Consider the following 19,714-nt stretch of genomic DNA (forward strand, 5'->3'; position numbering starts at 1 on the left):
GACTTTCAGACGTCATGGACACTCCTCGCATGGGCGTACCCGACCGGCTCGCCGAACGCATGAGCATGGCCGAGCAGCACGAGTACCTGCGCACCAGGTTCTCCCGGCGCACGATGATCAGAGGCGGCGCGGTCACGCTGGGCGCCGTCACCGGTGGCGCGTTCGTGACGGGCGCCACGGCCCAGGCCGCCGTTCCCACCCAGCCGCTCTCGCACACCGAGACCGTCGACGGCGCTCTCGTCGCCCCCTTCGGGCGTCACCTGGCCTACGGCAACGACCCGCGCACCGAGATGACCGTCTCCTGGCAGGTGCCGGTCGCGGTGCAGAAGCCGTTCATCCGCATCGGCGCCCACCCCTGGGACCTCTCCCGCAAGATCGAGGCCGAGGTGCGCACCCTGTACACCCCGGCCGGCGTCGGCGCCAGCGGCGACCACACCCAGTACTACGTGCACGCCGAGCTCACCTGCCTCAAGCCGGGCAGGACCTACTACTTCGGCGTCGGCCACGCGGGCTTCGACCCGGCCGCGCCGCACCTGCTGGGCACCCTTGGCACCTTCACCACGGCCCCCGCCCACAAGGCGCCCTTCACCTTCACGGCCTTCGGCGACCAGGGCGTCAGCTACCACGCGCTGGCCAACGACAGCCTGATCCTCGGCCAGAACCCGGCCTTCCACCTGCACGCCGGCGACATCGCCTACGGCGACCCCGCCGGGCAGGGCAAGACCTCGGACACCGTCTTCGACTCGCGTACCTGGGACCAGTTCCTCGCCCAGACCGAGTCCGTGTCCAAGTCGGTGCCGTGGATGGTGTCGTACGGCAACCACGACATGGAGGCCTGGTACTCGCCCAACGGCTACGGCGGCGAGGAGGCCCGCTGGAACCTCCCCGACAACGGCCCCGACAAGAAGAACCTCCCGGGCGTCTACTCCTTCGTCTACGGCAACACGGCGGTCATCTCGCTGGACCCCAACGACGTCTCCTTCGAGATCCCGGCCAACCTCGGCATCTCCGGCGGCACCCAGACCAAGTGGTTCGAGGCGCAGCTGAAGAAGTTCCGCGCCGCGAAGGACATCGACTTCGTCGTGGTGTTCTTCCACCACTGCGCCTACTGCACCTCCACCGCGCACGCCTCGGAGGGGGGCGTGCGCCAGGAGTGGGTGCCGCTGTTCGACAAGTACCAGGTGGACCTGGTCATCAACGGGCACAACCACCAGTACGAGCGCACCGACGTCATCAAGGGCGACACGGTCACCAAGAAGCTGCCGATCGGCGGCACGGCCTACCCCGAGACCGAGGGCGTCGTCTACGTGACGGCGGGCGCGGCGGGCCGCAGCCTGTACGCCTTCACCGCGCCGGACTCGTACGAGGGCCACGAGAACGAGGTCGACTCGGTGGCCTCGTTCGTCAACCTCAAGGGCGGCAAGCAGAACGAGACCGTCGCCTGGTCGCGGGTGCGCTATCTGAACTACTCGTTCCTGCGCGTGGACGTCACTCCCGCGCCCAAGGGCCACTACACGACCCTGAAGGTCCAGGGCATCGCGGAGACCGGCGACCGCATCGACCACTTCACGGTGGCCCGCAGGGCGAAGTAGCGGGGCCGGCGCGCCCGGAAGGCGGGGCGCGCACCTCCCCGGCACCGGTTCCGGCACCGGTTCGGCACTGGCACCGGCGCCGGCCGGCAGGCGGTCCTCGTCCGCGTCACATGCGGTGCAGGACCGCCTGCTTGGCCAGGGCGAACTCGTCGTCCGTCAGCACGCCCTCACGGTGCAGTTCGCCGAGTTCGCGCAGCCGGCGCAGCAGGGCGTCGTGGTCGTGACCGGATGCGGGGGAGGGCACGGCCCCCGGCGGCAGGCCCGGCGCGCCGGACGCGGACGGCGGCGGCGCGTCCTCGGGGGCGGCGGCCGGGTGGGGCAGCCGGGCCTGCACCGCCGCGGCGACGAGCGCCATCAGGGGATCCTTCTTGAACCCCCACAGTTCCACGGCGTTGGGGTCGTACTTGGCCGGCGTCCCCGTCGGCGCGTGCCGCAGCCGAAAACGCAGGCAACCGTTCTCGAGACCGACCGCGGGCCGCCACTCCACGCCCTCGATCTCGGCGACGCCGATACTGCGGGCGCCGGCCGAGGCCTTGGACTCCTCCGTCTTCCAGTTCCACTCCAGGCGCACCCGTTCGCCGTCGAAGCCCGCGGTGCCGTCCCCGGCGGAGACCGACAGGGGCACGGCGGGGCCGGGCAGCAGATAGGCGTCCACCGGGCCGGCCGGGACCCCGTCGAGCAGCAGCGCCCGGCGCACCTCGTCCACGAGGTACTCGGCGACGCCGTACCGGTCGGACTCGACGGTCAGCTGGTAGGGGTCGTGGGGTTCGGTCAGCCGGCCGCCGGTCGCGTGCAGCAGGGGGTCCGCGCCGTCGCGCAGCCGCAGCCTGAGCCGTCCGGCCTTCTTGCCCTGCTCGAACGAGATGCCGGCCAACGCGGCCAGGGGAACGGTCAGTTCGCCCAGTGTCCGGCGGAGCAGGCTGACGTTCTTGTCCCGGCCCGGGGTCAGCCGCAGGGCGTCACCGTCGAAGACCCATGTTCCGTCGCGCTGGATGATTTCCGCCATGGGGGGATTCTTCCAAACACGGCGACGGGCGCCCCCGGGGACCGTACCCGGGGGCGCCCGCGCGCCCGATCAGAACCCCGCGACGGGATTTCTCAGGGTGCCGATCAGCTGGAGGGCGCTCGACGGGTCCGCCAGGTCCACCATCTGCTCGTTGTCGCGCAGCTGGAGCCGGTTGAGGCAGGACAGGGCGAACTCGGGGGCGAACATGTCGTACTGGCGGAACCTGTCGGCCAGCTCGGGGTGCGCCTCCTGGTAGGCGCGGGTGACCTCGGCGACCGTGCGCCAGAAGTCGTCCTCCCCCAGGATTCCCTCGTCGGCGAGGCCGGCCGCGAGGAAGCGGAAGAAGCAGTCGAAGACGTCCGTGAAGACGGACAGCAGCTTCGTGTCGTCGGGCACCTCGACGCGGATGCGCCGGACCTCGGGCGGCAGCACCGCGTCCGGGTCCAGGACGGCGATCTCCTCGGCGATGTCCTTGTAGACCGCCCGCTGCACGACGCCGTCCCTGAGCACCAGGATCGTGTTCTCGCCGTGTGGCATGAAGACCAGGTCGTAGGCGTAGAAGCAGTGCAGCAACGGCGTGTAGTACGCCTCCAGGTAGCCGCGCAGCCATTCGGCGGGGTGCAGCCCGGACCGCTCGATCAGCGCGCCCGCCGCCGACCTGCCCTCGTGGTCGACGTGGAGCAGCGCGGCCATGGTCGCGAGCGACTCGCCGTCCCGCAGTGCGGGGACGGGGCTCTCGCGCCACAGCGCGGCCAGCATCTTGCGGTACGGCGAGTAGCGGTCCGTGGCGGCCTCGTACTCCAGGTGCCGGTAGCCGACGGCCGCCCGCTCCCGGATGATCGACAGGCCGCTCGACTTCAGCACCGGGTCGTTGTCGATGAGCTGGGCCAGCCAGTCGTTGATGGCCGGGGTCGCCTCCATGTAGGCGGCCGACAGCCCCCGCATGAAGCCCATGTTGAGCACGGACAGGGCCGTCTTGACGTAGTGCTTGGCGGGGTGGGACCGGTTGAAGAACGTCCGGATGGACTGCTGCGCCAGGTACTCGTCGTCGCCCTCGCCGAGACACACCAGGTTCCCGCGGGCGATCTCGGCCGCGAAGGTGACGGAGAGCTTGTTCCACCACTGCCAGGGGTGGACGGGGATGAGGAGGTAGTCGGACGGGTCCAGGTTCCGCTCGCGCAGGATCCCGTCGAACCGGTCGACCGTCTCCTCGCCCAGTTCCTCGCGCACGAACGACTCGTACGTGATCCCGACGCCCGCGGTGAACGCGGCCCGCGAGCGGTGGGCCGCCAGCCACACCAGCCGGACCGGGCTCGCCGCCTCCGGGGCGTACGCCAGGTACTCGTGGACGCCGAAACCGAGCCGCCCGTTGTTGGCGACGAAGCACGGGTGGCCCTCGGTCATCCCGGTCTCGATGTCCTGGAAGCCGCTCCTGACCAGGTGCGCCGACGTCAGCGGCGGTTTGGTCAGCTTGAAGCAGGTGCTGGAGACGGTGGAGGAGATCTCCTCCAGGTAGACCGGCAGGATCGCGTCGCTGAGGCCCAGCGTCTTCTGCAACTCGACGAAGAAGTCCAGCGCCTCCAGCGGGAGTTCGGCCCCCTCGCGGGTGCGGGTGATCGAGCCGGCGTCCACCTGCCAGTGGTCCAGGGCGCGGCGGACGGCGGTGAACCGGTAGGCCGTCAGCCCGTCGTCGCTGCGCACGACGTACCGGCCGTCCTGCTCCTCGGGGGTGATCAGGCGTTCGTGCGCGAACTCCGCGAGGGCCTTGCGGACGAGCAGGCGGTTGGCCTGCGCCCAGCGCTCGGGGGACAGGTGCGTCACGGCGTCGGCGAGGCTCATGCCGTCACCCCCGTGGCCGCGGCGAACTGTTCGCGGGTGCAGAAGCTCAGCAGCGCCGGCTTCTCCGGCTTCTGGATCTCCCGTTCGGGCACGAACCCGACGGCCTCGTTCAGCGCGTGCACGGCCTTGTTGGACACGTCCGGCTCGACGACGACGCGGACGACGGCCGGGTCCTCGAAGAGGCGGGCCATGACGGCGGTGATCACGGCACGCGTGAACCCGTGGACGGGCCGGTCGGTGGGGGCGACCAGGAAGTGCATGCCGACGTCCCCGGGCCGCGGCTCGTACAGGCCGACCAGCTCGCGGTGGCGGGGGTCGTAGTACTCCATGAGGAACGCGGGCTCCCCGTCGTGCAGGCCGAGCAGCGCGTGGTGGTGCTCGTCGGCCGCGATCTCCCTGTAGGCCCGCTCGACGTCGACGGGTCGTGCCTCCTGCATCATCCAGTAGGCGGCCTTCGGGTGCGTCACCCAGCGGTGCAGCAGCTCGGCGTCCCGGAGGGGGTCGAGGGGGCGGAAGGCCAGCCGGCCGACGGGGGCCGTGGCGGTGACGGTGTTCATACGCCGAACTCCTGGAACGCGATGGTCTTCTCGACGGGGTAGTACTCGCTGCCGAGCAGCTCGCGGATGATGTAGCTGTTGCGGTAGGCGCCCATGCCGAGGTCGGGGGAGGTGACGCTGTGCGCGTGCACGCCCGCGTTCTGCAGGAACACGCCCCGTCCGGTGACGTCGACGGCGTAGTTGCGGCCGACGTCGAAGTTGCCCCGGGAGTCGTAGCGCAGTCTGTCCCGGACCGGCGCGAGGAACTCCGGCTCGGCGTACCGGTAGCCGGTGGCCAGGACGAGCCCCTGTGAGGTCAGCTCGAAGTCCTTGCCCTGCTCCTCCTGGCGGAAGGACAGCGTGTAGGCGCCGTCGGCGTGGGTCGCCCCGGTGAGCGAGGAGTTGGTGAGCAGTCTGGTGGGCACCGGGCCGCCGAGGTTCTTGCGGTAGAGCAGGTCGAAGATCTCGTTGACGAGATCGCCGTCGATGCCCTTGAACAGGCCCTTCTGCTCGGCGGTGAGCCGGTAGCGGGTCTGTTCCGGCAGCTCGCGGAAGTAGTCGACGTACTCCGGGGAGGTCATCTCCAGCGTGAGCTTGGTGTACTCGAGCGGGAAGAAGCGCGGGGAGCGGGTGACCCAGTTCAGCCGGTAGCCGTGGACGTCGATCTCGCTGAGCAGGTCGTAGTAGATCTCGGCGGCCGACTGTCCGGAGCCGACCAGCGTGATCGACTCCTTCTTCTGCAGCTCCGCCTTGTGCTGGAGGTAGCGCGAGTTGTGCGTGAAGTCGCCGCCCAGTCCCGCGCAGGCCTCGGGGACGTACGGGGGCGTCCCGGTGCCGAGGACGAGGTGACGGGCGCGGAACTCCTCGCCGGCGGTCGTGCGCACGACGTACAGTTCGTCCCGGTAGGTGACCTCGGCGACGGTGGTGGAGAACCGCACACTGCTCAGCTGGTCGGCGGCCCAGCGGCAGTAGTCGTCGTACTCGACGCGCAGCGGGTAGAAGTTCTCGCGGATGTAGAACGAGTAGAGTCGGCCCTTCTCCTTCAGGTAGTTCAGGAAGGAGTACGGGGAGGTCGGGTCGGCCAGGGTGACCAGGTCCGACATGAACGGGGTCTGCAGGTGGGCGCCGTCCAGGAACATCCCGGAGTGCCATTCGAAGTGCGGCTTGGACTCCAGGAAGACGCCGTCGAGCGCGTCGATCGGCTCGGTCAGGCAGGCGAGGCCGAGGTTGAACGGGCCGAGTCCGATGCCGATGAAGTCGTGGGTCCCGGTCACGGGGGCGGGCTCAGGAAGCGCGGTCAAGGGAGTCTCCCAGGTACTGCTCGGCGTGGCCGGCGATCAGGTCGAGGACGGCCGTGATGTCGTCGGTCGTCGTCTCGGGGTTGAGCAGGGTGAACTTCAGGTAGTGGCGGGCGCCGACCTTGGTGCCCGCGACCACGGCGTCGCCGGAGGCGAACAGGGCCTTGCGGGCATGGAGGTTGGCCCGGTCGATCTCGGCCGGGTCGGTGACGGCGGCGGGGATGTAGCGGAAGACGAGGGTGGAGAGCGACGGGCGGACCACGACGTCGTAGCGCGGGTCGGCGGCCAGCAGGTCGAAGCCCTCGGCGGCCAGGTCGCAGACCTCGTCGAAGAGCTGCCCGATGCCGTCGGCGCCCATGGTCCGCAGGGTCATCCACAGCTTGAGCGCGTCGAACCGGCGGGTGGTCTGCAGAGACTTGTCCACCTGGTTGGGGATGCGTTCGTCCACCATGCGGCGCGGGTTGAGGTACTCGGCGTGGTAGGTGGCGTGGCGCAGCGTGGCCGTGTCCCGCACCAGCAGCGCGGACGAACTCACGGGCTGGAAGAAGGACTTGTGGTAGTCGACGGTGACGGAGTCGGCGCGCTCGATGCCGTCGATCCGGTCCCGGTGCTTGACGGAGGCGAGCAGCCCGCAGCCGTAGGCGGCGTCGACGTGCATCCAGGCGCCGAACTGCTGGCACAGCTCGGCGACCTCGGGCAGCGGGTCGATCGAGCCGAAGTCGGTGGTGCCGGCGGTGGCGACGACGGCCATGGGGACGAGTCCGTCCCGCTTGCAGCGCTCCAGCTCGTGGGCGAGCGCGACGGTCTGCATGCGCTTGTCGTGGTCGACGGGGACGCTGATCACGGCGTCCGGCTCGAGGCCCAGCAGCTTCGCGGACTTCTTCACGCTGAAGTGGCTGACCTCGGAGGCGAAGATGCGCAGTTTCGCCGGGGAGTCGGACTTCGCCTCCTCGCGGGCGAGCAGCAGTGCCTGGAGGTTGGACTGGCTGCCGCCGGAGGTGAACACGCCGTCGGCGGCGGGCCCGAGGCCGGTGCGGGCGGTCGTCCAGTCGATCAGTCTGCGCTCGATGAGGGTGCCGCCCGCCGACTGGTCCCAGGTGTCCAGGGAGGAGTTGACGGCGGACAGGACCGCCTCGCCCAGGACGGCGGGGATCACGACCGGGCAGTTGAGGTGGGCGAGATAGCGGGGGTGGTGGAAGTAGACCGCGTCGCGGAGGTAGACCTCCTCCAGCTCGTCCAGCACGGCGGTGGTGTCGCCCAGCGGCCGGTCGAGGTCGATCGCGTCGATGCGGGGTGCGAGGGCGTCGACCGTGATGCCGGTGAACGGCCGTTGGGTGGCGGCCAGTTTGGCGGCGACCCGCTCCACTCCTTCGGTCACGGAGCGGCGGTACTGCTCAGCGGTCGTGTCATTGAGCAGGTGCGAGCGCATGGTGGGGGTCCTCCGGGGGTGGGGACGGGGTCCGCGGGTGGACGGCGAAGGGACGGAACCGCGGATTCAATTTAGGTTAGCCTAACCTAAGTTAGACGATCAAGGTCATGCCCGGGCCGTGACCGTGGTCACGTCCACGCCCGGCGCGACTGCCCACGGGGGCACGGTGGTCGGAGCGCCTACTCCGCCTCGCGGAGCTGTTCCTCGCTCATGCCCCGGCGCCAGTACCCGACGAAGGTGACGCGGCGCCGGTCGAAGCCGCGCTCCTGGACGAAGTGCCGCCGCAGCGCCTTCACGCACCCCGACTCGCCCGCGATCCAGGCGTACGGACGCGTCGCGGCCGGGAGCCGGGCGGCGCGGACGGCGTCGACGGAGCCCTCCCCGACCACCCAGGTGACCTCGGCGTCCGCCGCCGTCGTCAACTCCCGTACGTTTCCGGCGTCGTGCGTCTCGAGCCACACCCGGGCACGTTGCCCGGCCGGCAGGGACTCCAGGATCGCGGCGACGGCAGGCAGGGCGCTCTCGTCCCCCCACAGCAGCACCAGGTCGCTGTCGTGCGGCGGCCGGAACCGGATCGCCCGGTTGTCGGCCACGGCCGGGCCCAGCAGGACGACCCGGTCCCCTGCGGCGGCACGCGCGGCCCACGCGGAGGCGGGACCGGCCGGGGTGTGCAGCACGAAGTCGACGTCGATCTCCCGGGTGCGGCCGAGCGCGTCGCGGCGCAGGGCGCGCAGGGTGTACGACCGCATCACCGCCCGCACTCCGTCCGGCAGTTCACGCCATGCCTGCCACCATCCGTCCCCCAGCTCGAAGGGCACGGCGGGCGCGTCCTGTCCGGGGTGGGGCAGGAACAGCGACAGCGACTGGTCATGCCCGTCGGAGAGGAAGTGCTCGAGGTCCTCCCCGGCGAAGGTGACCCGGACGAGCGAGGACCCGGACCGCCGGGTCCGCACGACCTGGAGGGAGAAGAAGCGGAAAGGTGCAGCGACGGCAGTGGTCACGGAGGTGCTCCTGTCGGCGGGGAGAGGTGGCTCACCTGCGTTCACCCGAGCCACCCGATGGTCAGGAAACCTTCTTCGCCTTCTCCAGCGCGGCGGCGAGGTTCTCCAGCAGCGGCACGCACTTGTCGTACGACAGGATCGGCTCGGGCGAGCGCGCGATGACCTGACCGGCCTTCACCGCGGGCAGCTTCTTCCAGGTCGCCTCGGTGATGTCGGCGGGCTGGATCGTCGAGGAGCGGTCGTCCATCATGATGATGTCGGCCGGGTACTTGTCGACGTTCTCCCAGCTCAGCGACTCGTACCAGCCGCCGCCCTGGGCCTTCGCCTTCTCCGGCGGTTCGACGAAGTTCACGCCGAGGGACTTGAAGTACTCCAGGTCGACGGAGAGGTTGGTGCCGGAGACGTAGAACAGCTCGGCGCTCGCGGAACCGGCCATCACCTTGATCTCGGGCTTGGCCTTGGCGGCGGCGCGCAGCCGGGCGGCGGCGGCCTCGAACTTCTTCTTCGCGTCGGTGACCGCGGCCGCCGTCATGTCGGCGCCGAGCGACTCGGCCAGCTCCCACAAGCGCTGCAGCGGAGCGGTCAGCTGACGGTCGTAGACCGAGATGCCGACGCTCGGGGCGAGCCCCGCGATCTTGTCCTTGGAGGCCTCGGGGACGTACCAGAGGGTGCCCGCGCTGTCGAACATCGTGGAGATCAGGACGTCGGGCGCGAGGGCCGCGTACTTCTCGACGTTGAACTCGTCCCAGACGTTGCCGAGGACCGTCACCTTGCTGACGTCCATGTCGCCGGCCTGGACGTCGGCCTTGCCCGCGGCGGTCTTCGTCGGTCCGAAGACGCCCTTGACCTGGATGCCGTAGTCGAAGAGGGCGGCGGCGACGCCGGTGAAGGCGACGATGTTCGCGGGGATCGCGTCCAGCTTCACCGTGGTGCCGCGGTCGTCCTTGAAGCTCCAGGGGCCGGACTTGGCAGAGGCGCTCGCCGAGGACCCGGAGCCCGTGCTCTTCGCGTCGTCGTCCCCGCAGGCTGCGAGCGCGGCGCCGAGGCCGAGGGCGCCACCGGCGGCGAGGATGCCGCGGCGGGAGAGGCGGGCGGCTCTGACGTTGGACATGTCTCTGGCTACTTTCGAACGGGGTGGATCACCCGGGGACGGTTCGAACATAGGTTAGCCTAACCTCACCTGATGTCCAGAAGGCAGCCCCAGGGCGCGGGACGCCGAGGACGGCGCCCGCGCGTTGTCTGTGCAAAGCCTGTGCATCGAAGGCTGAGTGGGCGTCAGGAGAGCGGGCCGGGGGCTGTCCGGCTGTTCGCCCGTCGAAGCGAAGAACGCCGCGGCGGCCTCGTGATGTGTCCACGAGGCCGCCGCGGCAAGCGAGTTGTCCGACGCGGGAGCGTGCGGGGCGCGAAGGGCGCGGAAGGCAGGGTTGCTTCCGGCCATCTGCGCAAGCGGCGCGGCCCCCGGGCCCCCGCCGGATCAGTCCGTCAGACCCAACTCGCGGGCGATCAGCATCCGCTGGACCTCGCTCGTGCCCTCGCCGATCTCCAGGATCTTGGAGTCGCGCCACATCCGGGCCACCGGGTACTCGTTCATGAAGCCGTAACCGCCGTGCACCTGGGTGGCGTCGCGGGCGTTGTCGACGGCGATCGTCGACGAGTACAGCTTCGCCAGCGCGGCCTCCTTCTTGAAGGGCTCGCCGGCCACCAGCCGAGAGGCCGCGTCCCGCCAGGCGAGGCGGGCCGTGTGGGCCTTCATCTCCATATCGGCGATCTTGAACTGGATGGCCTGGTTGGCGCCGATCGGACGGCCGAACGCGTGCCGTTCCTTCGCGTACTTCACCGACTCGTCCACACACCCCTGGGCGAGTCCGGTCGCCAGCGCCGCGATGGCGATGCGCCCCTCGTCGAGGATGCGCAGGAACTGCGCGTACCCGCGCCCCTCCTCGCCCAGCAGGTTCGCCGCCGGGACGCGCACGTCGGAGAAGGACAGCTCACGGGTGTCGGAGGCGTTCCAGCCGACCTTCGAGTAAGGGCTCGCCACGGTGAAGCCCGGGGTGCCGGCCGGCACGATGATCGCCGAGATCAGCGGCCTGCCGTCCGGCTTGCGCCCCGTCACCGCCGTGACGGTGACCAGCCCCGTGATGTCCGTGCCCGAGTTGGTGATGAAGCACTTGGAACCGTTGATGACCCATTCGTCCGTGTCGGGGTCGAGGCGGGCCGTCGTGCGCGTCGCGCCCGCGTCCGAGCCGCCGTCCGGCTCGGTCAGCCCGAACGCGCCGAGGATCTCGCCGGAGCACAACCGCGGCAGCCACTCGTGCTTCTGCTCCGGCGTCCCGAAGAGATGGATCGGCATGGCGCCCAGCGAGACGCCCGCCTCCAGGGTGATCGCCACCGACGAGTCGACCCGGGCCAGTTCCTCCAGCACGAGGCCGAGGGCGAGGTAGTCGCCGCCCATGCCGCCGTGCTCCTCCGGGAACGGCAGCCCGAACAGGCCCATCCGGCCCATCTCGCGGACGATCTCGTACGGGAACTCGTGCCGCTCGTAGAAGTCGCCGATCTTGGGCGCGACGACGTCGTGCGCGAACTCCTCGACGGTGCGGCGGAGTTCTTCCAGTTCGGGGGAGAGACGGTGGTCCATGTCGGGGTCACTGCTCCTTGTGGGGCTGTGTCGTGTTACCGAGGGCTCGTACGGTGCGGGACGGGCTGGGTCGGCCCAGGTGGCCGGCCATCCACTCGCTTGTGGCGACGAGACGGCCGAGGTCGACCCCGGTGTCGATGCCGAGGCCCTGCAGCATCCACACGAGGTCTTCGGTGGCGAGGTTTCCGGTGGCGGACTTGGCGTACGGGCAGCCGCCGAGACCGCCCGCCGACGCGTCGACGGTGGTGACGCCGTGCCGGAGGGCGGCGAGGGTGTTGGCGAGCGCCTGACCGTAGGTGTCGTGGAAGTGCACGCCCAGCACGTCGGTGGGCACGCCCTGTTCGTTCAGCGCGGTCAGCAGCGCCCGGACGTGGCCCGGGGTGGCGACCCCGATGGTGTCGCCCAGGCTCAGCTCGTCGCAGCCCTGGTCGAGCAGGGCGCGGCAGACCCGCACGACCTGGTCGACCGGCACCGCGCCCTCCCACGGGTCGCCGAAGCACATGGACAGATAGCCGCGCACGTGCACGCCCTCGGCCCTGGCGCGCGCCACCACCGGCTCGAACATGGCCAGCGCCTCGTCCACCGTGCGGTTGAGGTTGGCCTTGGCGAAGGACTCGGTGGCGCTGGCGAAGACGGCGACCCGGCGGGCGCCCAGGGCGAGCGCGCGGTCGAGTCCGCGTTCGTTCGGCACGAGCACCGGCAGTGCGGCGTCCACATCACTCACCAGCGGGAACAGCTGCTCGGCGTCCGCGAGTTGGGGCACCCACTTCGGATGGACGAAGCTGGTGGCCTCGATGGTGGTGAGGCCCGCGCCGGCGAGCCGGTGCACGAACTCCGCCTTGACGGCCGTCGGCACGGTCGTCTTCTCGTTCTGCAGTCCGTCGCGCGCGCCGACCTCGTGGACGCGCACCCGGGCCGGCAGGTCCGGCTCCGGTACGACCATGGGGAGTGTCATCGCTCCTCCTTCACCGCGGCGGCGGCCGCGGCGGCTGCCGGGGCGATGACGGCGAGCACCTGGTCCATGGCGACCGTCGAGCCCGGCGCCACGTCGAGTTCGGCGACCGTGCCCGCGTGCGGGGCGGAGATGACGTGCTCCATCTTCATCGCCTCCACCACCAGCAGGCTCTGGCCGGCGGCCACCTCGTCGCCGACGGCCACCTTGACGACCGTCACCGTGCCCGGCATGGGCGCGGTGAGCGAGTCCGCGCCCGCGTGGGCGCCCCCGGTGAGCGAGGCGGCGACCGGGTCGTGGTCGCGCACGTGCCAGGCGTCGCCGTCGCGCCCGATCCAGTCGGCGGCCCGGTGGAAGGTGTGCCGGACGCCGTCCAGCGTCACCGACACCCGGTCGCCGGCGACGGAATGCGTGCCGCGCGGGGTGTGCTCCACCGGGTCGGTGACGCGCAGCGGGAAGGCGGGCGGCCGCGTGACGCCGCCCAGCCGCCAGCCGCTGGGCACCGAGAACGGGTCGACCCAGCCGTCGCCGGCCGGGCGCAGGGAGTCCAGCCGTACGGCCGCCGCGGCCTCGTACACCGCTTCCGGCACGTCGGTGGAGACGAGCGACTCCGACTCCCGTTCCACCAGCCCGGTGTCCAGATCGCCCGCCACGACCGCCGGATGCGCCAGCAGCCGCCGCAGGAACCCGGCGTTGGTCTGCACGCCCAGCGTGACCGTCTCCGCGAGGGCCGCACGCAGCTTGCGCAGCGCGGTCTCCCGGTCCGGGCCGTAGGCGATCACCTTGGACAGCATCGGGTCGTAGAGGCTGCCGACCTCGGCGCCCTCGCTGAGCCCGGAGTCGGTGCGCACACCGTCGCCCTGCGGCTCGTGCAGCCTGAGCACCGTGCCGCCGGACGGCAGGAAGCCGCGCGCGGGGTCCTCGGCGCAGATCCGCGCCTCCACCGCGTGCCCGGTCAGCCGCACGTCCTCCTGGCCGAAGGACAGCGGCTCGCCCGCCGCCACCCGCAGCTGCCACTCCACCAGGTCGAGGCCGGTGACCAGTTCGGTGACCGGGTGCTCCACCTGGAGGCGGGTGTTCATCTCCATGAAGCAGTACGCCGACGGGTCGTCGCCCGGCACGATGAACTCCACCGTGCCCGCGCCCCGGTACCCGCACGAGCGCGCCGCCTGCACGGCCGCCTCGCCCATCGACGCGCGCGTGGCCTCGTCGAGCAGGACGCTCGGCGCCTCCTCGACGATCTTCTGGTGCCGGCGCTGGAGCGAGCACTCGCGCTCGCCGAGGTGCACCACGTTCCCGTGGCCGTCGGCCAGGACCTGGATCTCGATGTGCCGGGGGCGGTCGATCCACCGTTCGACGAGGAGCGTGTCGTCGCCGAAGGAGGCGCGGGCCTCGCGACGGGCGGCCGCGATCTCCTCGGCCAGCGCCGCGGTGTCCCGCACCAGCCGCATGCCCTTGCCGCCGCCGCCCGCGCTGGGCTTGAGCAGCACGGGCACGCCGATCTCGTGGGCGGCGGCGACGAGCTGGTCGTCCGTCAGGCCGCTGCCGCTCGATCCCGGCACCACCGGGACCCCGGCCTCCCGCACGGTGGCCTTGGCCCGGATCTTGTCGCCCATCAGGGCGATGGCCTCGGCGGGCGGCCCGATGAAGACCAGCCCGGCGTCGGCGCAGGCACGCGCGAAGCCGGCGTTCTCGGCCAGGAAGCCGTATCCCGGGTGGACGGCCTGGGCACCGGTCCGCGCGGCCGCCTCCAGCAGCCGCTCGACCGACAGATAGCTCATCGCGGCGGGCGGCGGGCCGATCCGCACGGCGGTGTCCGCCTCCCGGACGTGCCGGGCGTCCGCGTCGGCGTCGGAGAAGACCGCCACCGAGCGCACGCCCATGGCGCGCAGCGTGCGGATGACGCGGACGGCGATCTCGCCCCGGTTGGCCACGAGCACTGTGTCAAACATGAAGTCCCCTCCTCACATCCGGAAGACGCCGAACCGGGGCTCGCCCAGCGGCGCGTTGGCGCAGGCCGTCAGGGCCAGGCCCAGCACCTGCCGGGTCTCCTGCGGTTCGATGACCCCGTCGTCCCACAGCCGGGCGGTCGCGTAGTAGGCGTTGCCCTGCCGCTCGTACTGCGCGCGGATCGGGTCCTTGAACGCCTCTTCGTCCGCCGCGGGCCACTCCTGGCCGCCGGCCTCCAGCTGGTCGCGCTTGACGGTGGCGAGGACGGAGGCGGCCTGCTCGCCGCCCATGACCGAGATCTTGGCGTTGGGCCACATCCACAGGAAGCGGGGCGAGTAGGCCCGGCCGCACATGGAGTAGTTCCCCGCGCCGTACGACCCGCCGACGACGACCGTCAGCTTCGGCACGCGCGTGCACGCCACCGCCGTCACCATCTTGGCGCCGTGCTTGGCGATGCCCCCGGCCTCGTAGTCCTTGCCGACCATGAAGCCGGAGATGTTCTGCAGGAACACCAGCGGGATCCCACGCTGGTCGCACAGCTCGATGAAGTGGGCGCCCTTCTGGGCGGACTCCGAGAACAGGATGCCGTTGTTGGCGACGATCCCGACGGGGTGGCCGTGGATCCGGGCGAAGCCGGTGACCAGGGTCTGCCCGAACTCGGACTTGAACTCCGCGAAGCGCGAGCCGTCGACCACGCGCGCGATGACCTCGCGTACGTCGTAGGGGGTGCGGGAGTCGACCGGCACGGCGCCGGTCAGCCCGTAGGGGTCGACCTTGGGCTCCACGGACGGCCGCACCTGCCAGGGCAGAGGTCCGCGCGCGGGGAGCGTGGCGACGATGTTCCGCACGATCCGCAGCGCGTGCGCGTCGTCCTGCGCGAGATGGTCGGTCACCCCGGAGACCCGGGAGTGCACCTCGCCGCCGCCCAGTTCCTCCGCGGTGACGACCTCGCCGGTGGCGGCCTTCACCAGCGGCGGGCCGCCCAGGAAGATGGTGCCCTGACCGCGGACGATGACCGCCTCGTCGCTCATGGCGGGCACATAGGCCCCGCCGGCCGTGCACGACCCGAGGACCGCCGCGATCTGCGGGATGCCGGCCCCCGACATCCGGGCCTGGTTGTAGAAGATCCGCCCGAAGTGCTCGCGGTCGGGGAACACCTCGTCCTGCATCGGCAGGAACGCCCCGCCGGAGTCGACCAGGTACAGACAGGGCAGGCGGTTCTCCAGCGCGACCTCCTGGGCGCGCAGATGCTTCTTCACCGTCATCGGGTAGTAGGTGCCGCCCTTGACGGTGGCGTCGTTGGCCACGATCACGCACTCGCGCCCGCTGACCCGGCCGATCCCGGCGATCACGCCGGCGGCCGGGGCCTGCCCGTCGTACATCCCGTCGGCGGCGAGGGGGGCGAGCTCGAGGAAGGGCGACCCCGGGTCCAGGAGGGTGTCGACCCGGTCCCGGGGCAGCAGCTTGCCGCGCGCGGTGTGCCGTGCCCGCGCCTTCTCACCGCCGCCCAGCCGGGCCGCGGCCAGCTTGCCGCGCAGTTCCTCGGCGAGTGCGCGGTGCGCGTCCTCGTTGGCCCGCCAGGCCTCCGACGCGGGGTCGCCCGCGCTCGTCAGCTCCGGTGCCTCTTCCATCCTCGCGGTCCCCTCACGCCAGTGATCGACTGTTAATGAGCGTTAACCATTTCCTTCAGGTTAACGACCGCTAACCTCCCTGTCTAGAATTGTTCCCATGGCCACGAGAACCGACGCCCCCACCCGGCGCGAGCAGATCCTCAGGGAGGCCGCGCGGCTGTTCGCCGAGCGCGGGTTCCACGGCGTCGGGGTGGACGAGATAGGCGCCGCGGTCGGCATCAGCGGCCCCGGTCTGTACCGGCACTTCCCCGGCAAGGACGCGATGCTCGCGGAACTGCTGGTGGGCATCAGCGGACAGCTGCTGACCGGCGCCAGGCGCCGCCTGGCGGAGGCCGACGGCCACCCGGCGGAGGCGGTGCTGGACTCGCTCGTCGAGGGGCACATCGACTTCGCGATCGACGACCGTCCCCTGATCACCCTGCACGACCGGGAGCTGGACCGCCTGCGCGACAGCGACCGCAAGCTGGTCCGCCAGCTGCAGCGGCAGTACGTCGAGCTGTGGGTGGAGGCGCTGCGTGCGCTGTACCCGGACCTCGCCGAGCCCGCGGCCCGCTCCGCAGTCCACTCGGTCTTCGGTCTGCTGAACTCCACCCCGCACCTCGGCCGCCCGGGTTCCCTTCCCGGCCGCGCGGCCACGGCGGAGCTGCTGCACCGCATGGCCCGCGGCGCGTTCGCGGCGGCCGCGGCGGAGTGACGAGCGTTACGGGCGCCGAGCCCCGAGGGGTCTGGACGCTCTTCCCTACCCGCCGGTACGGTTATCCCTGAGCGAGCGCTTAGCCGTAGGTGACCGCAACCACCGGTTGAGGTACCCCCACGGCGAGCAACCAGGTACGCGAGAGCGGCGCCGGTTTAGGCGCACAGAAGGGTGGCGGCGGTGCGCCGTACGGTGTTCAACGAGGACCACGAGGCGTTCCGGGAGACCCTCCGGGCCTTCATCGAGGCCGAGGTCGTCCCGGTCTACGACGAGTGGTTCGCGGCCGGCCAGGCGCCGCGCGACTTCTACTACAAGCTCGCCGAGCTGGGCGTCTTCGGCATCCGGGTGGACGAGGAGTACGGCGGCGCCGGCATCGACTCGTACAAGTTCGAGGCCGTCCTGTACGAGGAGACGGCCCGCGCGGGCATCACGTTCGGCGGCTCCGGCGTGCACGTGCTGCTCGGTCTGCCGTACATCAAGCTGCTCGCCACCGACGAGCAGAAGAAGCGGTACCTGCCGAAGTTCGTCTCCGGCGAGGAGATGTGGGCGATCGCGATGACCGAGCCGGGCACCGGCTCCGACCTCGCGGGCATGAAGACCACCGCCAAGCTGAGCGAGGACGGCACGCACTACGTCCTCAACGGCTCCAAGACCTTCATCACCGGCGGCGTCCACGCCGACCAGATGATCGTCTGCGCCCGGACCGACGCGCCCAGCGCCGACGACCGCCGGCACGGCATATCCCTCCTCGTGGTGGACACCAAGTCCGAGGGCTACTCGATCGGCCGCAAGCTGGACAAGCTCGGCCTGAAGACCTCCGACACCGCCGAGCTGGCGTTCGTCGACGTCAAGGTGCCCGTCGAGAACCTCCTCGGCGAGGAGAACAAGGGCTTCTACTACCTCGGCCACAACCTGGCCTCCGAGCGCTGGGGCATCGCCTACGGCGCGTACGCGCAGGCCAAGGCCGCCGTCCGGTTCGCCAAGCAGTACGTGCAGGAGCGCACCGTCTTCGGCAAGCCGGTCGCGCACTTCCAGAACACCAAGTTCGAGCTGGCCGCCTGCCAGGCCGAGGTGGACGCGGCCGAGGCCGTCGCCGACCGCGCCACGGAGGCGCTGGACGCCGGCGAGCTGACCCCGGCCGAGGCCGCCAGCGCCAAGCTGTTCTGCACCGAGGTCGCCCACCGGGTGATCGACCGCTGCCTCCAGCTGCACGGCGGCTACGGCTTCATGAACGAGTACCCGATCGCCCGCCTGTACGCGGACAACCGCGTCAACCGCATCTACGGCGGCACCAGCGAGATCATGAAGTCGATCATCGCCAAGGACATGGGTCTGTAAGGCCCCGGCAACTACCGCCCGGTACAACTGGACGCCATGAGCCACGCACTACAGGATCTCCTCGATCTGCTCGACCTGGAGCAGATCGAGGAGAACATCTTCCGCGGCCGGTCCCGGTCCGCAGTCGTCCCGCGCGTCTTCGGCGGGCAGGTGGCGGCCCAGGCGCTGGTCGCCGCCGGGCGGACGGTCCCGCAGGACCGGCCGGCCCACTCGCTCCACGCGTACTTCCTGCGTACGGGGGACCCCGGTGCGCCCATCGTCTACGACGTCGAGCGCATCCGGGACGGCCGTTCCTTCACCACCCGCCGCGTGGTCGCCATCCAGCACGGCCGGCCGATCTTCTCCCTGTCGGCGTCCTTCCAGGCGCACGAGGAGGGCCTCGACCACCAGGCGCCGATGCCCGCCTCGCCGGACCCGGTGGCGCTGCCCACCTCCGAGGAGCGGCTGCGCGGTTACGGCCACCTCGACCCGGCGGTCGTGGAGCGGTTCCTGGAGGCCCGCGAGGCGATCGACCTGCGCTACGTCGACGAGCCGCCGTACGGGAAGTTCGGCGAGCCGCGCGAGCCGCACTCCCAGGTGTGGTTCCGCACCAACGGCAAGCTGGGCGGTGCCGTCGACGAACCGCTGCTGCACGTGGTCCTCGCCACCTACGTCTCCGACATGACCCTGCTCGACTCGGTGCTGCTCGCGCACGGGCGCGGTGGCTGGGCCGTGGGAGACGTGGTGGGGGCGTCCCTGGACCACGCGATGTGGTTCCACCGCCCGTTCCGCGCCGACGAGTGGCTCCTGTACGACCAGGAGTCGCCCTCCGCGCACGGCGGCCGCGGCCTCGGCCAGGGCCGCATCTACACGCAGGACGGCCGGCTCGCGGTGTCGGTGATCCAGGAGGGCGTGGTCCGCGTCCCCCGGGCGGACTGAGCTTCCTGTCCTGGACCCCCGTCCGTGACCCCGTCCGTCCTACAGGCCCGCCTCCGCGAGCAGGTAGGCGACCATCGGGTCGTAGTGGCGCGGGCTGACGACGTGGTCGTCCAGGGGGACCGCCACCTGGACGACGCCCTCGGCCTCGCCGATGAAGAGCGCCGGGTCGTTGCAGTCGGCGTAGCCGACGGAGTCCACGCCGTGCCGGCCGGCGTAGCCCGCCCAGCCGTGGTCGGCGACGACCAGGTCCGGCAGCGGGCGCCCCGCGCGCTCCAGCGCCGTCAGGACGGCCTTCATCGGCTCGCCCGAATGGGTGTGCCACAGCGTCGCCCCGTGCTCGAGCACCGCCACGTCGGCGACCTGCCAGACGTACCCCTCGTCGGTCTGCAGACCCGGCGGGATGACGACGATCTCGCAGCCCGCCGCGCGCAGGGCGGCGGCGGTCGCGCGGTGCACGTCCAGCAGGCCGCCCGGGTGGCCGGTGGCGAACAGCACCCGCTGCCGTCCCTCGGCCGCCTTGCGCAGCCGGGCCGCCATCCGGTTCAGGCCGTCGACCGTCAGCTCCGGGTCGATGGTGTCCTGGCCGTAGCGGTACTCGGGATCGTCGTTGACGCCCACCCGTTCGGCCATCACCGCGAGCACGTCCTGCTCGTCGGTCCAGCGGTCGCCGAGTTCCAGGCCCAGCCAGAAGTTGCGCACGCCGTTCGCGAGTTGGCGGTAGTGCGAGAGGTTGTTCTCGCGCGGGGTGGCGACGTCCCCGGCGATACGGGTTCTGACGAGGTGGTCGACGAGTTCGACGCGGCTGGGCGTCGCGGATATCGGCATGGTCTCCATTGTGGGGCAGCGGGCTGCGGGCGTCCCGGCTGTTCCGGACGCTGGGACACGCGTCACGCGC

At 71.1% G+C, this 19,714-nt stretch carries 16 protein-coding genes; 4 read left to right on the forward strand and 12 right to left on the reverse strand.

The genetic code is table 11. From position 1 onward, the window contains the following. Positions 1–29 precede the first annotated feature (29 nt). The gene (locus tag OHS82_RS26770) at positions 30–1,592 is read left to right on the forward strand and encodes a purple acid phosphatase family protein (protein WP_328434687.1); all 1,563 of its coding nucleotides are present in this window, start codon (positions 30–32) and stop codon (positions 1,590–1,592) included. A gap of 106 nt (positions 1,593–1,698) precedes the next feature. Here OHS82_RS26770 and OHS82_RS26775 read toward each other — a convergent pair whose 3' ends face one another. The 11 genes from OHS82_RS26775 to OHS82_RS26825 form a co-directional block, all read right to left on the reverse strand. Beyond that, positions 1,699–2,598 carry a DUF4429 domain-containing protein gene (locus OHS82_RS26775; RefSeq protein ID WP_328434688.1) on the reverse strand — a complete coding sequence of 300 codons (900 nt, stop codon included), beginning with the start codon at positions 2,596–2,598 and terminating at the stop codon, positions 1,699–1,701. Between the two features lie 69 nt (positions 2,599–2,667). Continuing rightward, positions 2,668–4,437, reverse strand: a complete 1,770-nt coding sequence (locus tag OHS82_RS26780) for an IucA/IucC family protein (RefSeq protein ID WP_328434689.1) — start codon at positions 4,435–4,437, stop codon at positions 2,668–2,670. After that, a complete protein-coding gene (locus OHS82_RS26785) occupies positions 4,434–4,994 on the reverse strand; it encodes a GNAT family N-acetyltransferase (protein WP_057574523.1) in 561 nt (186 codons plus the stop codon). The genes OHS82_RS26780 and OHS82_RS26785 overlap by 4 nt, the downstream gene beginning before the upstream one ends. Continuing rightward, positions 4,991–6,274 (reverse strand): lysine N(6)-hydroxylase/L-ornithine N(5)-oxygenase family protein, encoded by a 1,284-nt coding sequence (locus OHS82_RS26790; protein WP_057574524.1) that lies wholly within the window; start codon positions 6,272–6,274, stop codon positions 4,991–4,993. Before OHS82_RS26790 ends, OHS82_RS26785 begins: the two co-directional genes overlap by 4 nt. After that, entirely contained in the window at positions 6,258–7,700 is a 1,443-nt protein-coding gene (desA, locus tag OHS82_RS26795; protein WP_328434690.1) for a lysine decarboxylase DesA, read from the reverse strand. The genes OHS82_RS26790 and desA overlap by 17 nt, the downstream gene beginning before the upstream one ends. Before the next feature lie 179 nt (positions 7,701–7,879). Continuing rightward, on the reverse strand, positions 7,880–8,701 hold the full coding sequence (locus tag OHS82_RS26800) for a siderophore-interacting protein (RefSeq protein WP_057574526.1): 822 nt from the start codon (positions 8,699–8,701) through the stop codon (positions 7,880–7,882). 61 nt (positions 8,702–8,762) lie between these two features. After that, a complete protein-coding gene (locus tag OHS82_RS26805) occupies positions 8,763–9,812 on the reverse strand; it encodes an ABC transporter substrate-binding protein (protein WP_057574527.1) in 1,050 nt (349 codons plus the stop codon). 363 nt (positions 9,813–10,175) lie between these two features. Next, positions 10,176–11,336 carry an acyl-CoA dehydrogenase family protein gene (locus OHS82_RS26810; RefSeq protein WP_328434691.1) on the reverse strand — a complete coding sequence of 387 codons (1,161 nt, stop codon included), beginning with the start codon at positions 11,334–11,336 and terminating at the stop codon, positions 10,176–10,178. 7 nt (positions 11,337–11,343) lie between these two features. Further along, positions 11,344–12,291 carry a hydroxymethylglutaryl-CoA lyase gene (locus OHS82_RS26815; RefSeq protein WP_057574529.1) on the reverse strand — a complete coding sequence of 316 codons (948 nt, stop codon included), beginning with the start codon at positions 12,289–12,291 and terminating at the stop codon, positions 11,344–11,346. Beyond that, on the reverse strand, positions 12,288–14,240 hold the full coding sequence (locus tag OHS82_RS26820; protein WP_057574530.1) for an acetyl/propionyl/methylcrotonyl-CoA carboxylase subunit alpha: 1,953 nt from the start codon (positions 14,238–14,240) through the stop codon (positions 12,288–12,290). The genes OHS82_RS26815 and OHS82_RS26820 overlap by 4 nt, the downstream gene beginning before the upstream one ends. Before the next feature lie 12 nt (positions 14,241–14,252). After that, positions 14,253–15,869, reverse strand: coding sequence for a carboxyl transferase domain-containing protein (locus tag OHS82_RS26825; RefSeq protein WP_057574531.1), 1,617 nt, complete (start codon positions 15,867–15,869; stop codon positions 14,253–14,255). Positions 15,870–15,966: 97 nt separating this feature from the next. Between OHS82_RS26825 and OHS82_RS26830 the strand changes: the two genes are divergently transcribed. The 3 genes from OHS82_RS26830 to OHS82_RS26840 all read left to right on the forward strand — a co-directional run bounded on the left by OHS82_RS26830 (position 15,967) and on the right by OHS82_RS26840 (position 18,819). Next, entirely contained in the window at positions 15,967–16,563 is a 597-nt protein-coding gene (locus OHS82_RS26830; RefSeq protein WP_057574532.1) for an SACE_7040 family transcriptional regulator, read from the forward strand. Positions 16,564–16,743: 180 nt separating this feature from the next. Beyond that, the gene (locus tag OHS82_RS26835) at positions 16,744–17,901 is read left to right on the forward strand and encodes an acyl-CoA dehydrogenase family protein (protein WP_057574840.1); all 1,158 of its coding nucleotides are present in this window, start codon (positions 16,744–16,746) and stop codon (positions 17,899–17,901) included. A 36-nt stretch (positions 17,902–17,937) separates the two neighbouring features. After that, complete coding sequence (locus tag OHS82_RS26840; protein WP_057574533.1) at positions 17,938–18,819, forward strand: acyl-CoA thioesterase; 882 nt, start codon at positions 17,938–17,940, stop codon at positions 18,817–18,819. Between the two features lie 39 nt (positions 18,820–18,858). Here OHS82_RS26840 and OHS82_RS26845 read toward each other — a convergent pair whose 3' ends face one another. After that, positions 18,859–19,644, reverse strand: coding sequence for a phosphatase (locus OHS82_RS26845; RefSeq protein WP_057574841.1), 786 nt, complete (start codon positions 19,642–19,644; stop codon positions 18,859–18,861). Positions 19,645–19,714: the final 70 nt, after the last annotated feature.

It is taken from the genome of Streptomyces sp. NBC_00425 (assembly GCF_036030735.1).
Taxonomy (GTDB): Bacteria; Actinomycetota; Actinomycetes; order Streptomycetales; family Streptomycetaceae; genus Streptomyces.